Consider the following 18,095-nt stretch of genomic DNA (forward strand, 5'->3'; position numbering starts at 1 on the left):
CTATTTTTCATCTTTTTATTCAGGGCGGGGGAATTGCTTTTTGGAAACTTGGGAGTTATTTAGCATTATTGGTACTATTTCCTTTGCATTAAGTGGTGCGGTAGTTGCTATGGAAGAAGACTATGATTTATTTGGTGTCTATATTCTAGGCTTTGCTACAGCCTTTGGTGGCGGTGCATTACGTAATTTATTAATAGGTTATCCAATTAACTATTTATGGAATCAAACAACAAATTTTACAATTGCGTTAGTTGCAATGACAATTATTTTTTTCTTTCCGCAATTATCAAATAAACCATTTAAAAAGTTAGATATTTTATTCGATTCAATCGGTTTATCCGCATTTGCAATTCTCGGTGCAAATTATGCCATGGAATTAAAATTACCTGTTAGCGCTGTTATTGTAGCATCTGTCTTAACTGGAATTGGTGGCGGAATCGTACGAGATTTACTAGCAAAAAGAAAACCAATGGTATTACATTCAGAAGTATATGCCTTTTGGGCAATACTTGTAGGCGTTTTAATTGGTAATAAATTTGTTGATACAAATTTTGAACTATTATTTTTATTCATTGTTATTGTTCTTCTTAGACTATTATCTGTACATTATAATTGGAGTCTACCAAAAAGATCATTTAAAGGCTCTACAGTTAGTTTAAACGAATCAAACACTCAAAATATAAATTAAATAAATAAGTCCAATAAAAACAAACCTTTTAAAATGATGGTTTGTTTTTTTATTTTAAATAGACTATGCCTTAACACACTTATGATTGGATAACCTTTCATTCTAATTTGGTGCAAAAAAAAGCTTACTGTAATTAAAATCATTTAAATGATACAAATCTTCCAATTAACTATAAATCCTCTCCCCTTTAATATCTTTGTAAATTAGTTGACAAACAATTTACCTTGTTAATCACATATTTCATTAACATGAAAAAACAAACCAAAAAAAGCGTTTGATTTGTTCACATAATTTACCTATACTTGCCAACACTATTTTAGAAATTTATTTAAAGGAGGAATTTCATTTGAAGAGATATAATATAACAAACCATTCAGTTGAAACAATTGATGAATTTTTGCTTCCAACTAATGATGAAATTCTTTGGTATCACTTCAATAATAAATCCATTGATGAGTTAACTACGATTATTGATGGATTAAATATTCATCCTTTAGCAAAAAAGAAACTTCTACATAGTGAACATAAGCCAAGAATAAATATTTTTAAAAACGAGGCAATCCTTTCCTTATATGCTTTAACTAAGTTATTTAAACCTACAAAAATAAATATTCTTGTTTGCAGTAATTTAATTATTTCATTTATAGAAGATCATGAAATAGATCTATTCAAATATGTAACACAGGAATTCAGTCAAAATTATATTAAAGTAGACCATGCTGGTCATGTTTTATATCAAATTTTCCATGAAGTTATTGAGAAGTTCCTTATCTCAATTGATCGGTTTGCAAATGAGATTGAAGAAATTGAACGAGACTTATTTAATGACCCATTTCGAAAGGATTTAGATAAGAAAATATTCAATTGGAAAGTTCAACTTCAAGATTTAAGACAGCTTGTAGAACCACAAGTAAATGTCATTAACCAAATTGTAGAAGCAGATTTTCCTTTCTTAAGTCAGGATGCAGGATTTTATTTTAATGAATTAAAAGAGAATTATGAACGTATTATTAATGCCCTTGATAATTTTAAAGAAAGTATGGGAGGCATAATAGAAATGCAAATGTTCTTAAAATCTGACCGTACAAATGATATTATGAAAACTTTAACACTCATAAGTGCCATTTTTTTACCGATGTCTTTTATCGCAGGATTTTATGGCATGAATTTTGTAAATATGCCTGAGTTAAAATGGAAATATGGTTATTTATATTGTATTATCCTTAATATTTTAATTGGGGTCATTATTTCTATTTATTTTAACATTAAAGGTTGGTGGGGTCGAAAACACCAAATAAAATAGCTAATCGTCAATTAATCGAGTCGATTTTGTCTGAAGTAAATAAGTCTTTTTCTTCGATTCTCATTAATATTTCTCGATTAAATTCGGTCTCAGATACTAATCTTGTAGCTTGAGTCCTAATCGATTTCTCAACTATATTACGAACAAATCGCCCATTGCTAAAATGAGCACGATTTTCAAGTTTTGCCTTTTGGATAAAGTCTCTTAATCGGTATTCAGCTTCCCGAGATAGAATATATTCTCGGTCAACAAACATTTTTTTTGATATATCTAGAAGCTCCATTACAGAATAATCCTGGAATTCTAAAATAAATGGAAATCTTGATTTTAGTCCAGGATTCAAGCTTAAGAAATAATCCATTTCCGAAGAATAGCCGGCTAATATCAGAACAAAGTCGCCATGTTTATCTTCCATATGTTTAACAAGTGTATCAATCGCTTCTTTTCCGAAATCTTTTTCCCCACCACGGCCTAGTGAGTAAGCCTCATCAATAAAAAGAATGCCTCCATTTGCTTTTTTTACTAAATCTCTAGTTTTTTGAGCAGTGTGACCAATGTATTCTCCGACTAAATCAGCTCTTTCTGCTTCGATTAGGTGGCCCTTTGACAATACTCCCATTTTTAAAAATAATTGACCAATAATTCTTGCAACAGTCGTTTTTCCAGTTCCTGGATTCCCTTTAAACAACATATGCAGTACTTGTTTTTCGGCTTTTAAGTTTAATTCTTCTCTTTTTTTATTAATAAATATCCAAGCATAAATTTCATGAATCATTTTTTTTATTTCGTCCATACCTATTAAATGCCTTAATTGATCTTCTATTTCAATTAATAACTCATGTTTAGGCTGTTTCACTGTTTCGATACTTGGATTTGGAGAAACCTCTCCCCTTTTCACTGTATTAAGTACAACATTTATTTGGCCGTTATCTTTTAAACGAATTGGTTGCTCCAAACATGACACCTCTCTTTATTCTGTCGAACATTTTTTAATATCTATAGAAAGCACACCACGAGAAACCTGAAACCTCGTTACTGTTCGTATTATGCGCTTTTGAAAATATTTTACTAAATTAAGTTTTTACTATTATATGTACGAACAATTAATTTCAAAACATTTATTCTATAGACTAACTTTAAATTGGATAATTGCTAAATTTTACTAAATTCTATTAACTAATTTGATATAATGAGAGAAAAAGAGAAGAGTTGATAAAAATGACGATCCCAAACTTAACAACTGCTACTTTACCTGATGTCATCTTGCAATTTGCCTCTCATTTAAATAGTAAGGGAAGAAAAGAATCGACTATTAAGCGCTATTGCTATGATTTAGAAGAATGCTTCCGTTACTTTAAAAAAGTTAATGACAGTTTTAGTACATTACAAGTTCAAAATTTTAATGATTATTTCTATTATTTAATATCTGAACGTGGATATAATGAGAAAACGATGCATCGAATTTATGTCGTTCTAAATCAATTTTATAAATTTTTACATTCTAATAATTCATCAATCGAAAATATCATTCCATTCACTAACTATTTAGCTGGTCCTTCACGCGCTCTTTCAACGGACGATTTTATCTCAGAAGAAGAAGAAAAAAAATTACTATCAATTGTTCAATCCACGACCGATTTGTCAGAAAAACAATTAAAAGCTAGATCATTTTTAATGGATCGTAACGAAATTATGATACGTTTTATGCTTTTTTATGGACTAACTTTAAAGGAATTAATTGATTTACAAATGAGAGACATTAACTTCGCTTTAAATGAACTTGTTGTCCATAGCAAGGAAGGTATAAAAAGAACAATTATTCTCACAAAAGAAGATCGAATACTATTATATAATTATTTTGTCACGATACCCGAGCCTGTAAGACCTCACTATCATTCAACTCATCCGCTTTTTGTTGCATTTGATTTTAACCGCATGACATTCCATTGGGTTTACGATACCGATTCACCGAAAGCACTAACTGAAATTGCATTTCAAAAAATGCTTAGGTTAGAAGTTAAAAGAGCCGGGCTTAGAAAAGGACTTTGCTCCCAACATTTAAGAAACACTTTTATTCTACGAAAAATAAAAAAGGGATTATTAGTGGAAGATATTCAGCAATTAGTTGGATTGAAGACCTCAGTTTCTTTAAAACGATATTTTCAATATTTTCAAGAAAATGAACGCCCAAATAAAAAGGAGTTATGATTTCGATCATCATAACTCCTTCCTTTTAAGAACTTGTATTTAGTTTAGCTTTCATCAGTTCTGCGATTTCTTTCGAGGAATATTTTTCTTCATTTTGCAAGCTGCAATCACTTTTTCTCTTCTCTCAAACGTATGATTTTGACTTAATTTCTTTTTACCTATTAACTCTGTTACTTCAATTTTTAATCAAACAATTCCTGAAAGTAATTTTTCACCAAACTCTGTGTGATCTTCGTATTTCCATGGTTTTGATTGTCCTTTTTCAAAATAGTCGGATGTTTTTAAACCGATTTGTCTCATTTCATCCTTATTTTCAATTGTTGTTACTTTTCCATAAGCATGGATTGCTGCATAGTTCCAAGTTGAAACTGTATTTTTTTCTTCATACCATGAAGCAGATACGTATGCATGTGGAACTGGAAAGATTATTAAACAGTCCTTTCCATTCATCGTTTTCGATTGAAGATTTGGCTTAGCTAAATGTGTAATCATCATTAAATTCTCTTGCGCTACTTGAATGATAAATGGTAATTGAGTTGCTTCTATTTTTGTCTCATCATTATTTGATAATAATATCCCGAAGCTATTTTTCTTCATTTCAGCTATTAATTGATTAAAATTTGATTCTCTAAATTCTTTTGGAACATACATTAATCCCTCTCTTTAGTTTACATAATATAATTATCTATAATAAATTATCTAGTATAATTAAAAAAGAACATTGACCATAAGATCAATGCTCTTTTTTCAATTTATTTTACATTTCAATTTGTACATTTTTAGATGGTACAAACGTTGAAATTGCATGTTTATATATTAATTGTTGTTTACCTTCAACATCTAACAATACCGTAAAGTTATCAAAGCTTTTTACTTTACCTTTGATTTGAAATCCATTTAGTAAAAATACTGTAACCGCTAGATTGTCTTTACGTAATTGGTTTAAGAACTGATCTTGAATGTTGATTGATGTTTTCATGTCCTTTTCCTCCTCTTCTACCTCTACATATATTTATTCGAGATGAAATAGCCCTTTCCTTCAAGTAGAGCTAAAATTTCCAGTTTTTTTATATCAAAATTGTGTCCATCCATATCAAACCAATGGATGCTCATTTTATTTCTAAACCACGTCATTTGCCTTTTTGCATATCTTCTTGAGCTTTGTTTAATTAAATCGATTGCTTCCTCTTTTGTAAAGATACCATCAAAATAATCGTAAAGCTCTTTATAGCCAATCGCTTGTACAGATTGACAATTTCGAATACCTTTGTCGTAGAGCATTTTTGCTTCATCTACTAGTCCTTCTTCCAACATTAGATCAACTCGTAAATTAATTCGATTATATAGTAGCTCTCGATCCATCGATAATCCGATTATTTCTGCATCATATAAATACTCTGGCTCTTTTTTAAATGCGGTCTCTGAAAATTTTTGTCCTGTCAGTTTGAAAACTTCTATTGCACGGATTACTCTTCTGACATTATTCATATGTATTTGCTTTGCACTTTCTGGATCAATTTCTGTTAATTGATCATGTAATGCTTTATTCCCAAAGGCCATTGCAAAGCCCTCTAATTGGTTTCTTAAAAGCTCATCACCTTCTTGCTCAGCAAATTCATATTTAGTTAATACACTTTGGATGTATAATCCAGTACCACCAACAATAATTGGAATTTTACCTCGATTAGCTATTTCATTAATTTTTTCTCTAGCTAAAGTTTGAAAATCAGCAACTGTAAAAGAATCTTTTGGGTCAAGGAAATCAATTAAATGATGAGGAATCCCTTCTTTTTCTTCTTCTGTAACTTTAGCTGCTCCAATATTTAATTCTTTATAAACTTGAGTTGCATCGCCATTAATGATTTCTCCATCAACAGCTTTTGCAAGTTCAATACTTAGTTTTGTTTTCCCTACTGCTGTAGGACCAACGATGACTATCACTTTTTGCATATTTACCATTGTAATCACATATACGCCTTTCTATACAACCTTTTTCCTTACTTGTCTTACTAATTTTGAAAGTAGTTAACTCTTTTTATTTATACCATATTTATACAAAAATTCCAATGCGATGTGAATCAATTCACAAATTTGAAAGAAAGTGTTTTCATTTTAATAATGACAATTACAACTTGTACATACCGCTTTATAAAAGACTGTTAAAATGGGATAAAGTTTCCATTCTATCAGTCTTTTTGTAATACCACCAATTATATGTATTAAGAAGAAATATTTATAGAATTCTTCGTCTTCACGCATGAAAAGATTTTCATAAAAGAGAGCTGATTAATGAAAACCTATGAAAACGCATTCAACTCTATTGAATAGCGTTCATTATGCCTATATGATACCCATATAAGTTTAACTTACTTCATTCATTACAACTTAAGGGGGTCTTCACAAATGAAAAAAGCTTTTGAAAAAGCTCAGCAATTCGGTAAATCGTTTATGCTTCCTATTGCCGTTTTACCTGCTGCTGGTTTGTTACTGGGAATCGGGGGTGCACTGTCAAACCCTAATACTGTTTCAGCCTATCCATTTTTAGATATCACATGGCTGCAGAATATCTTTACCATCATGAGTGCAGCCGGCACTATTGTGTTTGCTAACTTGCCCATTATATTTGCCGTTGGGGTAGCTGTTGGTTTAGCCCGTTCAGATAAAGGTACTGCGGGATTAGCTGCTATGATTGGATACTTTGTTATGAATAATACCATCCATGCGTTACTTTCTATAACCGGAGACCTGGCGAAAGATAATTTGGCAGGAGCTGGGCAAGGGATCGCCGTCGGGATTCAGACAATAGAAACCGGTGTATTTGGCGGTATTATCATTGGGATTGTGGCAGCTGCGTTGCACAATAAATACAATAAAATTCAGTTGCCTCAAGTTTTAGGATTCTTTGGTGGCTCACGCTTTATTCCTATCATAGTTTCGTTTGTTTCGATGTTTGTAGGAGGCATTCTATTTGTGATCTGGCCTTACTTCCAAGATTTAATCAATCAGCTCGGTTCGATTGTTACAAGCACTGGGTTAATCGGAACCTTTTTCTATGGATTTATTTTACGTATGCTTGGACCGCTTGGCTTGCACCATATTTTCTATCTTCCATTCTGGCAAACTGCTCTTGGCGGTACGCTTGAGATTGGAGGAAAAATAGTCAGCGGTACGCAAAATATCTTTTTCGCCCAGTTAGGTGACCCTTCTACGAAACACTATTACGAAGGGATATCAAGATTCATGTCTGGCCGTTTTATTACAATGATGTTTGGTTTACCAGGTGCCGCACTGGCCATCTATCGTTGCTCTAAAAAGAAAAATAGAAAAGTAGTAGCGGGAATTTTGTTATCAGCAGCGTTAACGTCTTTCTTAACTGGAATCACAGAGCCACTTGAATTTAGTTTCTTGTTCGTGGCACCGCTTCTTTATTTAGTACATGCTATTTTCGATGGTTTAGCTTTTATGATGGCAGATATTTTCAATATTACTATAGGACAAACCTTTTCAGGCGGGTTTATTGATTATATTCTATTTGGTATTTTACAAGGTAACGACAAAACAAACTGGATAATGGTTCCGATTATTGGGATACCATGGTTCTTCTTATACTACTATACTTTTAAATTTTTAATTAGAAAAAAGAACTTCAAAGTTATTGGACGCGAAGACGAGGAACAGGCTACAGAGCAAGTTTCAGCTACAGAGCGTGCTAAAACGATTGTAGTAGGATTAGGAGGAACGAATAATATTGATGTTGTCGATTGTTGTGCGACTCGACTGCGCGTAACCATTAAGGATGAATCCTTGGTAAATGACGATGTCATTAAAAAAACTGGATCAAAAGGGATTGTGAAAAAGGGTACGGGTGTACAAATTATTTACGGACCTCAAGTCACCATTGTAAAAAACGAAGTAGAAGAATTTCTAGGTCATTAATAAATAATAAGGACGTGCTTTGAATGCATAAAGTGTTAGAACAGATCAAAAACGGATTAATCGTTTCCTGCCAAGCTTTAGATGGGGAACCGCTGCATAGTTCATTCATTATGGGACGTATGGCATTAGCTGCAAAGGAGGGAGGCGCCGTTGGCATTCGGGCCAACTCCGTCTCAGATATTGTAGAAATAAAAAAACAAGTAGATCTTCCTGTCATTGGCATCATCAAGCAAGTATACAGTAATTTTCCTGTCTTTATTACGCCAACGATGAAAGAGATTGATGCCTTAGCTCAGACGGGTGCCGAAATCATAGCGACAGATGCAACGAATCGACTCCGACCTGATGGCAGTGATTTAGAATCGTTTTATCAAGAAGTAAGAACAAAGTATCCTCACATTCTCCTGATGGCTGACGTCTCTTCGGTTGAAGAAGCTATTTTTGCCGATGAGTTAGGGTTTGATATTGTGGCACCGACATTATACGGATATACAGAAGAGACAGATGGCTTAAAAATCGATGATCATGACTATGCCGTCATTAAACAAATCGTCAAAAAAGTGAAAACCGCAAAGGTTATAGCAGAAGGTAATGTATCAACACCAGAAATTGCCCGCTCTGTGCTTGATATAAATGTTCACTCGGTCGTTGTAGGCGGTGCGATTACAAGACCACAGATCATCACACAAAGATTTGTGGATGCAATACAAAAATAAGATAAGCTAAAAATAACTCAGGCGCTTTCCCTGGGTTATTTTTAGCTATTTGTTTTTATTAGAGGTTAGTTTAGTTAAGAATATTTCATACTCTCGAACAATGTAACTTAAAATAAGGTTATAATTGTTATTATGAACAAACGATTAAGAGGAGAAAGCATATGGAGTATCTAGGCGAGAACCTTCTTCATGGTATAACCTGCACTATGGATAAATTCACAACATCTGAAGCCGAATTAGCAAAATATATTATCAAAAATCCTCATGAAATCAGTCAATTATCAATTAGTCAAATTGCGAAAAAAATTCATATTTCGCCGGCTACAATTACCCGTTTTTGTCAAAAGATTTCTTTTACAGGATTTAATCAATTTAAACATGAATTAAAACGATATATCGATTTAAAAGATAAACCATCAAAGGCTAGTGACATTAAGGAGATTGATTATTTTTCTAATCTCTATCAAAATCATTTAGAAATCATCGAAACAACCTTTCAGAAAATGAATTATTTTGATATTCAGCAAGCCGTTATTCTTTTAAATAATGCTCAAAGAGTTCATGTATACGGGATTGGCAACTCAGGGATTGCAGCTCAAGAGTTTAAATGGAAGTTTTTTCGGATTGGCATTCATGTTGAGTCAATTACAGATCCACATCAAGCATTGATGGATGCAGCATTAAGTACAGACAAGAGTCTCGTCATTGGCATTTCTGTTTCAGGCAAAACGAAAGAAGTCATCAACGCGATTAAAATTGCCAAAAATCAGGGAGCGGCGATTCTCGCAATTACAAGTGATAAAACTTCTGAACTTTACCAGCTAGCAGATGTACCCCTTCTAGTCATGAGTAAAAGCAGTATGTATATGGGACAGAACATCTCGCCCACCCTGCCGCTTTTTCTGCTTTTTGATTTAATATACACCGAACTTGTGGCAAAAGACTATATGAATCGGCTTCAGATTAGGGATAAGACCTTGAAGGCTTTGGAGGATATTTGATGAATGATAATATATTCCCACCTTATGAAAAATGCATCTGCTTTCCCAAGCAGATGCCCTTTTTTTAGGCGTCACTTGGTTAATACAAATTTAAAAGAAAGTGTTTTCATTTTAAATTTGTCAAAGTAAACTATAAGTAATCTGAAGAAAAACGAGGTTATACTATGCCTGATTGGTCTTATCATACAATTTTTAAACCAATGCTCTCAAAGCTTCCTTCTAAAGTTTCAAGAGAAATCATTCATAGTAGCATGAATATAATTTCAACTATGCCATTTGGTCCGAATCTAATCGAATTTCTTGGTCATTTAAATTCTGACAGTTCCCTTGAAAACGAGATTCATAATTTAAAAATTAAAAACCAAATTGGATTAGCCTCTAAGATTGACCCCTATCTATCTGGCACAAATGCTTTTATGAATTTAGGTTTTGGTGTGATTGAAATTGGACCGATCTCTATACACGACACTACTACAAGCAAAAGTCCGCTCATTGACTTGAAATCTAATCAATTAATCGGAACAGAAGAAAATAATGTACTAACACTAGTACAAACAGTTAATAAACTTTCAAAAACACATAAGAAGCTTCCCATTTTTGCGAGAATAGTTGGGAGTTTTGATGAATTTAAAATGATTGAAGCAAGGCTTTCAGATTTTGTTGATCTATTCATCATAGATCTTGAATTGGCCGGTGATTTAGTAAAAAATAACTGGGTTTCTACAAAACCTATTTGTCTATCAATTTATTCAGATGAAACAGATGTTTTTCTTTTACAAGAAAATTATCCATTCGATTCAATATTGATTGAAGAACTTCCAATTGCTACTGATTTAGAGCAAAAAAACAACTTAATAAATACAATACATAAATTAAAATCAAATCAGTTTGAGAAACCAATTTTTACAAAAGGCGGAGTGGTTGAACCGATCGATGCAATTGAATTAATCGATAGCGGAGCATCATTAGTATTTTTGACTCATGGATATGTGCTTAGTGGTCCTGGTTTACCAAAACGGATCAATGAAGCAGTATTGCATAGAAGAAAAAAAGCGATGACTAGTTTAAATGAAGGATGGATTTGGTACTTTTTATTTGGACTTTTCATGTTTTTAGGAGGATTACTTGCATTATTTATTAGTTTAACTTCCATTCTCCTTCCATATGATGAGCACTTTTTAACGATTAATCGTCAGTTAATTTTACAGTTTAATGATCGAATTCTCCCCTTTATGTCACATGATCGGATGACACTTTCTGGGACGATTATGTCAGGTGGAATATTGTTCATGTCATTAGCCAGAAATGGTATTAAACATCATTATCATTGGGCAAAGAAAGCAACTGACACTAGTGCGTTCGTAGGTTTTTTAGCGATATTCTTATTTATAGGATATGGATACTTTGACTGGTTACATGCTTTATTTTGGATAGTTCTATTAATACCATTCTTAATTGGTCTTTTTAAAACAAGAGGTATCAATCGAAGTCCAGAATCAGAAAATTTAACAAATAATAGCGTTTGGAAGATGAGTTTAATCGGTCAATTATTTTTTATCATACTAGGATTTTCGATTATAATCGGAGGTTGTATTATTTCCTTTGTAGGCGTCACTACTACCTTTGTTAAAACAGATTTAAATTATTTATGCATCTCACCTTCAGGGTTGAATGCGTTTAATCAGCACCTAATACCTGTTATCTCACATGATCGCGCCGGTTTTGGAGGTGGGTTAGTAAGTGTTGGCTTACTAGTACTCATGATTTCATTATGGGGGTTCAGACAAAATCAAAAATGGATTTGGTGGACATTAGTGTTTGGGAGCTTTCCTGCGTTTATAACTGCGTTTGCAGTCCACTTTATGATTGGATATACGGATTTTTATCATCTATTACCACCAATCATTGCAAGTTTGTTTTTATTGATTGGCGTTATTACATCTTATAGATTTTTGAATTTTACACTTGAAGATTCTTCTGAATAAAAATTTCTTGAAATAAGTAAATCTTAAAAGAGGGAATAATAAAATGGTAAAACCCCGTTTTAAATAAACGGGGTTTTAATTTGGATAGTATAATAGCATACTTAATCGAGTTAAAGTTTCTCCAGAATTATGATATGTATGGGGTCGATCAGCCTTGAATCTAATTGAATCGCCTTTTTTCAGTGTATGTTCAACATTATTTACTCGGACAGTTAATTCACCAACAAAAATTGTTAAAAATTCCTCAGTTCCTTCCTTGTGCGCATCAGCACTTAGGAAACCACCTTTTTCAATCTCAACAGAATATACTTCAAAACGTCTTTCATCTTCAAAGGGAAAATATGGATAAAGCCGATATTTCCCTTTATCCTCCACAAGAGTTTGAACCTCGCTCATTGAAATTACTTTTGTATCTGGCTGCGGATTATTAATTAATGAAGTAAAAGAAATTTTTAATCCATTTGCTATTTTCCAGATCGTTGTAATAGTAGGACTAGATTCACCTCTTTCAATTTGACCAATCATTGTTTTACTTACGCCTGTAAATTCTGCAACCTTTTCAAGACTTAATTTTTTACTTTCTCTATATGCTTTTAAGTTTTTTGCAATGATTTGATTTATTTCTTCCATAAAAACACTCCTAAAACAAAGTATTTACAACATAACGTACATACCATACAATATAAAGGAAAACGTTATATTGTCTATTTTAATCATTATAACATACAAACAAAGGAGGGTTCCATTTTGGCTTTAATATCATTTTTGTTATATGTCTTTGTTACAGCCTTTACCCCAGGTCCAAATAATATTATGGCAATGTTAGTTGCTAACAAATTCGGATTAAAAAGGTCAGTTAGGTTTTCGTTAGGGGTTGGTTCAGGTTTCTTTGTACTAATTTTATTGTGTGCTTATTTTAGTCTTTTGCTTAAAAGCTTCATTCCAAAAGTTGAATTTATCATGACTATTCTAGGTGTAATCTATATGTTGTATTTGGCCGTAAAAATTATTACGAGTAAGAATGTTGGTAATCACAATGATGGAGACAAGAATAACAGTTTTTTAACAGGTATGCTTTTACAATTCATAAATCCGAAAGGTATTTTATATGGCATAACAACAATATCAACCTTTGTCCTTCCAAGTCACACTTCCAATATTAGCCTAATATTCTATTCATTCTTTCTAGCTTTTGTAGGTTTTTTAGGTACTTACTCTTGGGCTGTATTTGGTTCAATTTTCCGAAAGTTCTTATCAAAATATAATAATCAGTTTAATATTGTTATGGCTATTTTATTGATGTTTAGTGCAATTTCGATCCTTTTGGAATCAAGATGAGGGTGCTTTAGAAGGCAATCAAAAAGGTAGGAAAATTTCCTACCTTTTTCATTCATCATCTACTACAACGTGTTTTTTCTGAAACATATAATAAACAGGAAGTCCAATTAACGTTAAACCAATTCCCCAAAAAGCTAAAATAGTTTGCGTCATTAGTGTATTAACGACGATAAAGATTCCCCCAATTATTGCGATTGAGAGAACTAATGGTAAAAAAGGTACTCTATATGGCCTTTTTAGATCTGGTTCCCGTTTTCGTAAAATATAAACCGCAAAAAATGTTAGTGTATAGAAAATCCAAATGACAAATACTAACATGTCCGTCAATAAGTCAAATCCACCTATAAACATCATAAATATGGCAACAATTAAGATAAATAGACCAGCATTATATGGAATTCCAGTTTTAGATAATTTACCAAACCAACTACTAAAAGGAAGTTTTTGTTCTCTAGCCATTACATATGGAACCCTCATACCTGTCATTGTATAGCCATTAATTGTACCAAATACAGAAATTAAAATTCCTATCGATACAAGTTTCCCTCCAAAATTACCGAATAAAACTTTCGAAACTTCAGTAGCAGGTGTAGCTGTACTAGCTAATTGCTCTGCGGTTAATACAAATAAAAAGGAAATGTTAATCAAAAGATACACTGCCATTACAGCAGCTAAACCAAATACAATTGCTTTTGGCAAATCATTTTTAGGATTTTTCATTTCTCCGGCTATATTTCCTACGAGTATCCAACCATCATATGCAAACATCGTAGCAAGCAAAGCTGAACCAAGTGCTGGCAAAAAACTTCGATCACTTCCGACCTCAACTGGAAAAAGCTGAAAAGTCACATTTCCTTCATGTAATAATCCAAATATGATCAAAATCGCCAGAGGTATAAGTTTACAAAAGGTAAAAAATGATTGAATACTACCAGCAGTTTTTGCTCCTAAGAAATTCATTAATGTGATAAAAATTGCAGTAACTACAGCAATCATCGTGACAATGAATTGATTAGAATTGGCAGGGACTCCAAAAATGGAAACTGCCTGTGTACCAAATATGATTGATAGTGCTGCAATATTGGCTGGAAAATAGATGATTGTTTGTGCCCACCCAAGCAAATAGGCAGTCAGATCACCATATGTGTGTTTTAAATAAGCAACCATTCCTCCTGTTTTTGGTATTGCTGCGGCAAGCTCAGCACCCGATAAACCAGCACAAATTGTAATGATGCCACCAATAATCCATGCTAATAAGCCTAAACTTGCAGATCCAGTCGCGCCATATACAGCAGTGGCTTTAAAGAAAACTCCACCACCAATTACAGTACCAATTACAGTAGTTAATGCTGCAATAAATCCCATTTCTCTTCTTAGTTTATTTTCCGACAATAGGATCACCCATTCTTCATCACTTTACTTCATTTCCAAAGAAATGTTCACAAACACTGGAGATTCTTTCTAGGTCAACATTTCCACCCGATATGATTGCGACTACTTTTTTATCTTTAATATATTTTGAAGCTTTACCTGATAAAATTACAGCAGTCGCTAAGGCTCCTGACCCTTCCACAACTGCTTTACCACGCTGTAGTAAATCCTTCATTGCTACTTCTATTTCTTCCTCACTTACAAGAATTATTTCGGTTACTAATTCTTTGACAATTTCATATGTTAATTTCCCTGGAACCTTAACAGAACAACCATCAGCTATTGTAGGAGCAGTATAGTTACTCACTATTTCTCCAGCGTCTACTGATGCTTTCATACCATGTACATTCTCTGCTTGAACGCCAAGAATGTCTATTGTAGGATTAAATGATTTCAAAGCAACTGCAATTCCTGAAATGAGTCCACCACCGCCAATTGGAACAATTATTGTATCCACATCCCAAAGATCATCTAAAATTTCAATACCAATAGTCCCTTGACCAGCCATAATGTAGATATCATCGTAAGGATGGATAAATGTTTCACCAGTTTCCTCTCGTACTTTAGCACAATAATCTTTCGCATCATCAAATGTATCACCGTACAAAATGATATTTGACCCGTACCCTTCTGTTGCTTCAACCTTTGCTTTTGGTGCAGTTGATGGCATGATGATTTTACTCTTAATATGCAATAGCTTTGACGATAATGCGACACCTTGTGCATGATTACCAGCTGAACATGCGATAATTCCTTTACTTCTTTCTTCCTCAGTTAGATGAGAAATTTTATTAAATGCACCACGAAATTTAAATGAGCCTGTTAATTGCATATTTTCAAGCTTTAAATAAACTTCTCCGTCCGACTTTGAAGTTAAATAAAATGATTTTACTAATGGTGTTTTTCGAACTTTCCCCTCTAAAAGTTCATATGCAATTTTAATATCTTTAATCGTTAAGGGTAATCCCTTATGGTCTAAATTATTCATCTTCTAACTTCCTTTTTTATCAGCATTTTTATTTACATTCTTGATACATGATAAGTTTGTGTCAAAGTACTAAACAAAATACCAAAAACAGGGATTAGGAAACAGAAGGTAAAATAAAAAGAAGGAGACATCTGTCTCCTTCTTTTTTAATTAAGCTTGAGTCACGTTTAACTTTGCAGCTAATTTATTTAACATATCTTCAGACATACGATCTAAATCAAATTTTGGATCGAAGCCCCACTCTTCTTTTGCAGCAGAGCTGTCAATTGAATTTGGCCATGAATTTGCAATTCCTTGACGAATAGGGTCAATGTCGAAATCTAATGTAAATTCAGGGATGAATTTACGAATTGATGCCGCTATTTGAGTAGGTTCAAATGACATCGCTGAGATATTAAATGCATTACGATGTTTAAGTTTTGATGGATCTGCTTCCATTAACTTAATAATTGCATCAATCGCATCAGGCATATACATCATATCCATATATGTTCCTTCACCAATAAATGAAGTATATTTCTTATTTTTTAATGCTTCGTAATAAATATCAACAGCATAATCAGTAGTACCTCCACCTGGTACTGTATCATAAGAAATTAAGCCAGGGAAACGTACACCACGAGTATCTACGCCAAATTTTTCAAAATAATAATCACATAATAATTCACCAGCAACTTTTGTAACACCATACATTGTAGTTGGACGTTGGATTGTATCTTGTGGTGTATTGTCTTTTGGTGTTGCTGGTCCAAATGCACCAATTGAACTTGGAGTAAAGAATTTTAAGCCTAATTCTCTCGCTACTTCAAGAGCATTCACTAATCCACCCATATTTAAGTCCCAAGCTAATGTAGGTTTTGCTTCAGCAACTGCTGATAATAGAGCAGCTAAGTGAATGAAAGTATCAATGTCATACTTTTTAGCGATCTCTAACATTTTTTCTTTATCCATTACATCTAGAATTTCAAAATGACCAGTTTCTAAAATTGGACTTCCTTCAAGACGGCGAATATCTGTCGCAACAACATTTTCAATACCGTATTCATTTCTAAGACGCATAGTTAATTCTGAACCGATTTGTCCAAAACAACCAGTAATTAATATTTTCTTCATTCCTTAGTCCACCTTATAGTAATAAAATATCGAAATTAATTTTTAAAATTATTTAATAACGTTTAATTCGCGACCAACTTTTTCATAAATAGCTAAAACTTCATCTAGCATTTCTTTAGTATGCGCAGCTGTTGGCATATTACGAATACGACCAGTTCCAAGTGGTACTGTTGGGAATACGATTGATTTCGCATAAACTCCCTCTTCGTATAAACGTTTTGAAAATTCTTGTGTAAGATTTTCGTCACCGATAATACATGGTGTAATTGGTGTTTCAGACTCACCAATATTAAATCCAAGTTTTGATAAACCAGCTTTTAAATAATCTCCATTTTCCCAAAGCTTTTCGATTTTTTCCGGTTCTTCAGACATAATACGAATTGCTTCAATACATGCAGCAGCACTTGCTGGTGTTAAAGAAGTTGAGAATAAGAAAGGACGTGCACGGACTTTTAACCAATCGATTAATTGTTGTGAACCAGCTACATATCCGCCTACAACTCCAACAGCTTTAGAAAGTGTCCCAATTTGGAAATCAATTTTATCTGATAATCCGAAATGCTTAACTGTTCCAGCCCCTTTACCCATAACGCCAGAACCATGAGCATCATCGATATATGTAATTAAGCCGAATTCTTCAGCAATTTTTACGATATCAGGAATATTTGCTACATCTCCATCCATTGAGAAAACACCATCTGCAATGTACATAACTTTCTCATATAAACCACAAGTTGTAGCTTCTTTTGCTTTTTCACGTAAATCATCCATATCTTGGTGTTTTACTCGAATAATTTTTGCCCCAGAAAGTCTGCAACCATCGATAATTGAAGCATGGTTTAATTCATCAGATAGAATTGCATCTTTCTTTGTCATTACTGCTGAAATAGCACCCATATTACAGTTAAAACCAGATTGGAATGCAATAGCAGCCTCTGTATGTTTAAATTCAGCAATCGCTTTTTCAAGTTGATCGTGGATATCCATCGTACCATTAATCGTACGTACCGCTCCTGCACCAACACCATATTTTTCAGTCGCTTCAAAAGCAGCTTGTTTTAAACGAGGATGAGTCGCTAAACCAAGATAGTTGTTTGAAGATAAATTTATAAATTGTTTACCACTAATTTGAATAGTAGCTTCGTTAGAACCTTCTAAAGAGTTAATCTCATTATAGAGCCCTTTCTCTTTTAACTCAGCTAATTGTGGAGTTAAAAATGCTTCTAATGTCTTGCTTGACATAAATACCAGCTCCTTAATTAAGTTTATTTATCTAAAAGGAGTAAGCCCCCATTTTATATCTATTATTTATTATTAAATAAATATAAAAAATTATCGTTTTATTATTTTCCATTTTTGTAAGAGAAAATTTTTTATGTATTGATTAC

The 18,095-nt window shown here is 33.0% G+C and carries 17 protein-coding genes; 8 read left to right on the forward strand and 9 right to left on the reverse strand.

Annotation, left to right across the window (positions count from 1 at the left end):
• The first annotated feature begins 40 nt into the window (after positions 1-40).
• Together ACFWM3_RS21480 and ACFWM3_RS21485 are read left to right on the forward strand one after the other, a co-directional pair.
• Entirely contained in the window at positions 41-688 is a 648-nt protein-coding gene (locus tag ACFWM3_RS21480) for a trimeric intracellular cation channel family protein (RefSeq protein WP_390312866.1), read from the forward strand.
• Between the two features lie 346 nt (positions 689-1,034).
• Positions 1,035-1,991, forward strand: coding sequence for a magnesium transporter CorA family protein (locus ACFWM3_RS21485; protein ID WP_056470288.1), 957 nt, complete (start codon positions 1,035-1,037; stop codon positions 1,989-1,991).
• Between the two features lie 7 nt (positions 1,992-1,998).
• Here ACFWM3_RS21485 and ACFWM3_RS21490 read toward each other — a convergent pair whose 3' ends face one another.
• On the reverse strand, positions 1,999-2,946 hold the full coding sequence (locus ACFWM3_RS21490; protein WP_056470291.1) for an AAA family ATPase: 948 nt from the start codon (positions 2,944-2,946) through the stop codon (positions 1,999-2,001).
• A 263-nt stretch (positions 2,947-3,209) separates the two neighbouring features.
• Between ACFWM3_RS21490 and ACFWM3_RS21495 the strand changes: the two genes are divergently transcribed.
• On the forward strand, positions 3,210-4,199 hold the full coding sequence (locus ACFWM3_RS21495; protein ID WP_390312867.1) for a tyrosine-type recombinase/integrase: 990 nt from the start codon (positions 3,210-3,212) through the stop codon (positions 4,197-4,199).
• 186 nt (positions 4,200-4,385) lie between these two features.
• Here ACFWM3_RS21495 and ACFWM3_RS21500 read toward each other — a convergent pair whose 3' ends face one another.
• The 3 genes from ACFWM3_RS21500 to miaA all read right to left on the reverse strand — a co-directional run bounded on the left by ACFWM3_RS21500 (position 4,386) and on the right by miaA (position 6,164).
• Complete coding sequence (locus ACFWM3_RS21500) at positions 4,386-4,850, reverse strand: FMN-binding negative transcriptional regulator (RefSeq protein ID WP_390312868.1); 465 nt, start codon at positions 4,848-4,850, stop codon at positions 4,386-4,388.
• A 106-nt stretch (positions 4,851-4,956) separates the two neighbouring features.
• Entirely contained in the window at positions 4,957-5,178 is a 222-nt protein-coding gene (gene hfq / locus ACFWM3_RS21505; protein WP_056470298.1) for an RNA chaperone Hfq, read from the reverse strand.
• 23 nt (positions 5,179-5,201) lie between these two features.
• Complete coding sequence (miaA, locus tag ACFWM3_RS21510) at positions 5,202-6,164, reverse strand: tRNA (adenosine(37)-N6)-dimethylallyltransferase MiaA (RefSeq protein ID WP_390312878.1); 963 nt, start codon at positions 6,162-6,164, stop codon at positions 5,202-5,204.
• 438 nt (positions 6,165-6,602) lie between these two features.
• On the opposite strand from miaA, the gene ACFWM3_RS21515 reads away from it, so the two are divergent.
• The 4 genes from ACFWM3_RS21515 (at position 6,603) to ACFWM3_RS21530 (ending at position 11,837) form a co-directional block, all read left to right on the forward strand.
• Positions 6,603-8,135: a maltose/glucose-specific PTS transporter subunit IIC gene (locus ACFWM3_RS21515; RefSeq protein ID WP_390312869.1), complete on the forward strand. Its 1,533-nt coding sequence runs from the start codon at positions 6,603-6,605 to the stop codon at positions 8,133-8,135.
• Between the two features lie 23 nt (positions 8,136-8,158).
• Entirely contained in the window at positions 8,159-8,851 is a 693-nt protein-coding gene (locus ACFWM3_RS21520; protein ID WP_390312870.1) for an N-acetylmannosamine-6-phosphate 2-epimerase, read from the forward strand.
• A gap of 161 nt (positions 8,852-9,012) precedes the next feature.
• The gene (locus ACFWM3_RS21525) at positions 9,013-9,852 is read left to right on the forward strand and encodes a MurR/RpiR family transcriptional regulator (protein WP_390312871.1); all 840 of its coding nucleotides are present in this window, start codon (positions 9,013-9,015) and stop codon (positions 9,850-9,852) included.
• 164 nt (positions 9,853-10,016) lie between these two features.
• Positions 10,017-11,837 (forward strand): dihydroorotate dehydrogenase, encoded by a 1,821-nt coding sequence (locus tag ACFWM3_RS21530; protein ID WP_390312872.1) that lies wholly within the window; start codon positions 10,017-10,019, stop codon positions 11,835-11,837.
• A 75-nt stretch (positions 11,838-11,912) separates the two neighbouring features.
• On the opposite strand, the gene ACFWM3_RS21535 is transcribed toward ACFWM3_RS21530, so the two are convergent.
• Positions 11,913-12,467 (reverse strand): helix-turn-helix domain-containing protein, encoded by a 555-nt coding sequence (locus ACFWM3_RS21535; RefSeq protein WP_390312873.1) that lies wholly within the window; start codon positions 12,465-12,467, stop codon positions 11,913-11,915.
• Positions 12,468-12,584: 117 nt separating this feature from the next.
• Between ACFWM3_RS21535 and ACFWM3_RS21540 the strand changes: the two genes are divergently transcribed.
• Positions 12,585-13,175, forward strand: a complete 591-nt coding sequence (locus ACFWM3_RS21540) for a LysE family transporter (protein ID WP_390312874.1) — start codon at positions 12,585-12,587, stop codon at positions 13,173-13,175.
• A 48-nt stretch (positions 13,176-13,223) separates the two neighbouring features.
• Here ACFWM3_RS21540 and ACFWM3_RS21545 read toward each other — a convergent pair whose 3' ends face one another.
• The 4 genes from ACFWM3_RS21545 to ACFWM3_RS21560 all read right to left on the reverse strand — a co-directional run bounded on the left by ACFWM3_RS21545 (position 13,224) and on the right by ACFWM3_RS21560 (position 17,949).
• Entirely contained in the window at positions 13,224-14,540 is a 1,317-nt protein-coding gene (locus ACFWM3_RS21545; RefSeq protein ID WP_390312879.1) for an APC family permease, read from the reverse strand.
• A gap of 46 nt (positions 14,541-14,586) precedes the next feature.
• Positions 14,587-15,594 (reverse strand): bifunctional threonine ammonia-lyase/L-serine ammonia-lyase TdcB, encoded by a 1,008-nt coding sequence (gene tdcB / locus ACFWM3_RS21550; protein WP_056470378.1) that lies wholly within the window; start codon positions 15,592-15,594, stop codon positions 14,587-14,589.
• A 150-nt stretch (positions 15,595-15,744) separates the two neighbouring features.
• Complete coding sequence (locus tag ACFWM3_RS21555; RefSeq protein ID WP_390312875.1) at positions 15,745-16,707, reverse strand: L-threonine 3-dehydrogenase; 963 nt, start codon at positions 16,705-16,707, stop codon at positions 15,745-15,747.
• Positions 16,708-16,755: 48 nt separating this feature from the next.
• Positions 16,756-17,949 carry a glycine C-acetyltransferase gene (locus ACFWM3_RS21560; protein WP_056470383.1) on the reverse strand — a complete coding sequence of 398 codons (1,194 nt, stop codon included), beginning with the start codon at positions 17,947-17,949 and terminating at the stop codon, positions 16,756-16,758.
• Positions 17,950-18,095 lie beyond the last annotated feature (146 nt).

Source organism: Gottfriedia sp. NPDC058432 (assembly GCF_042721555.1).
Classification (GTDB): domain Bacteria; phylum Bacillota; class Bacilli; order Bacillales; family Bacillaceae_G; genus Gottfriedia.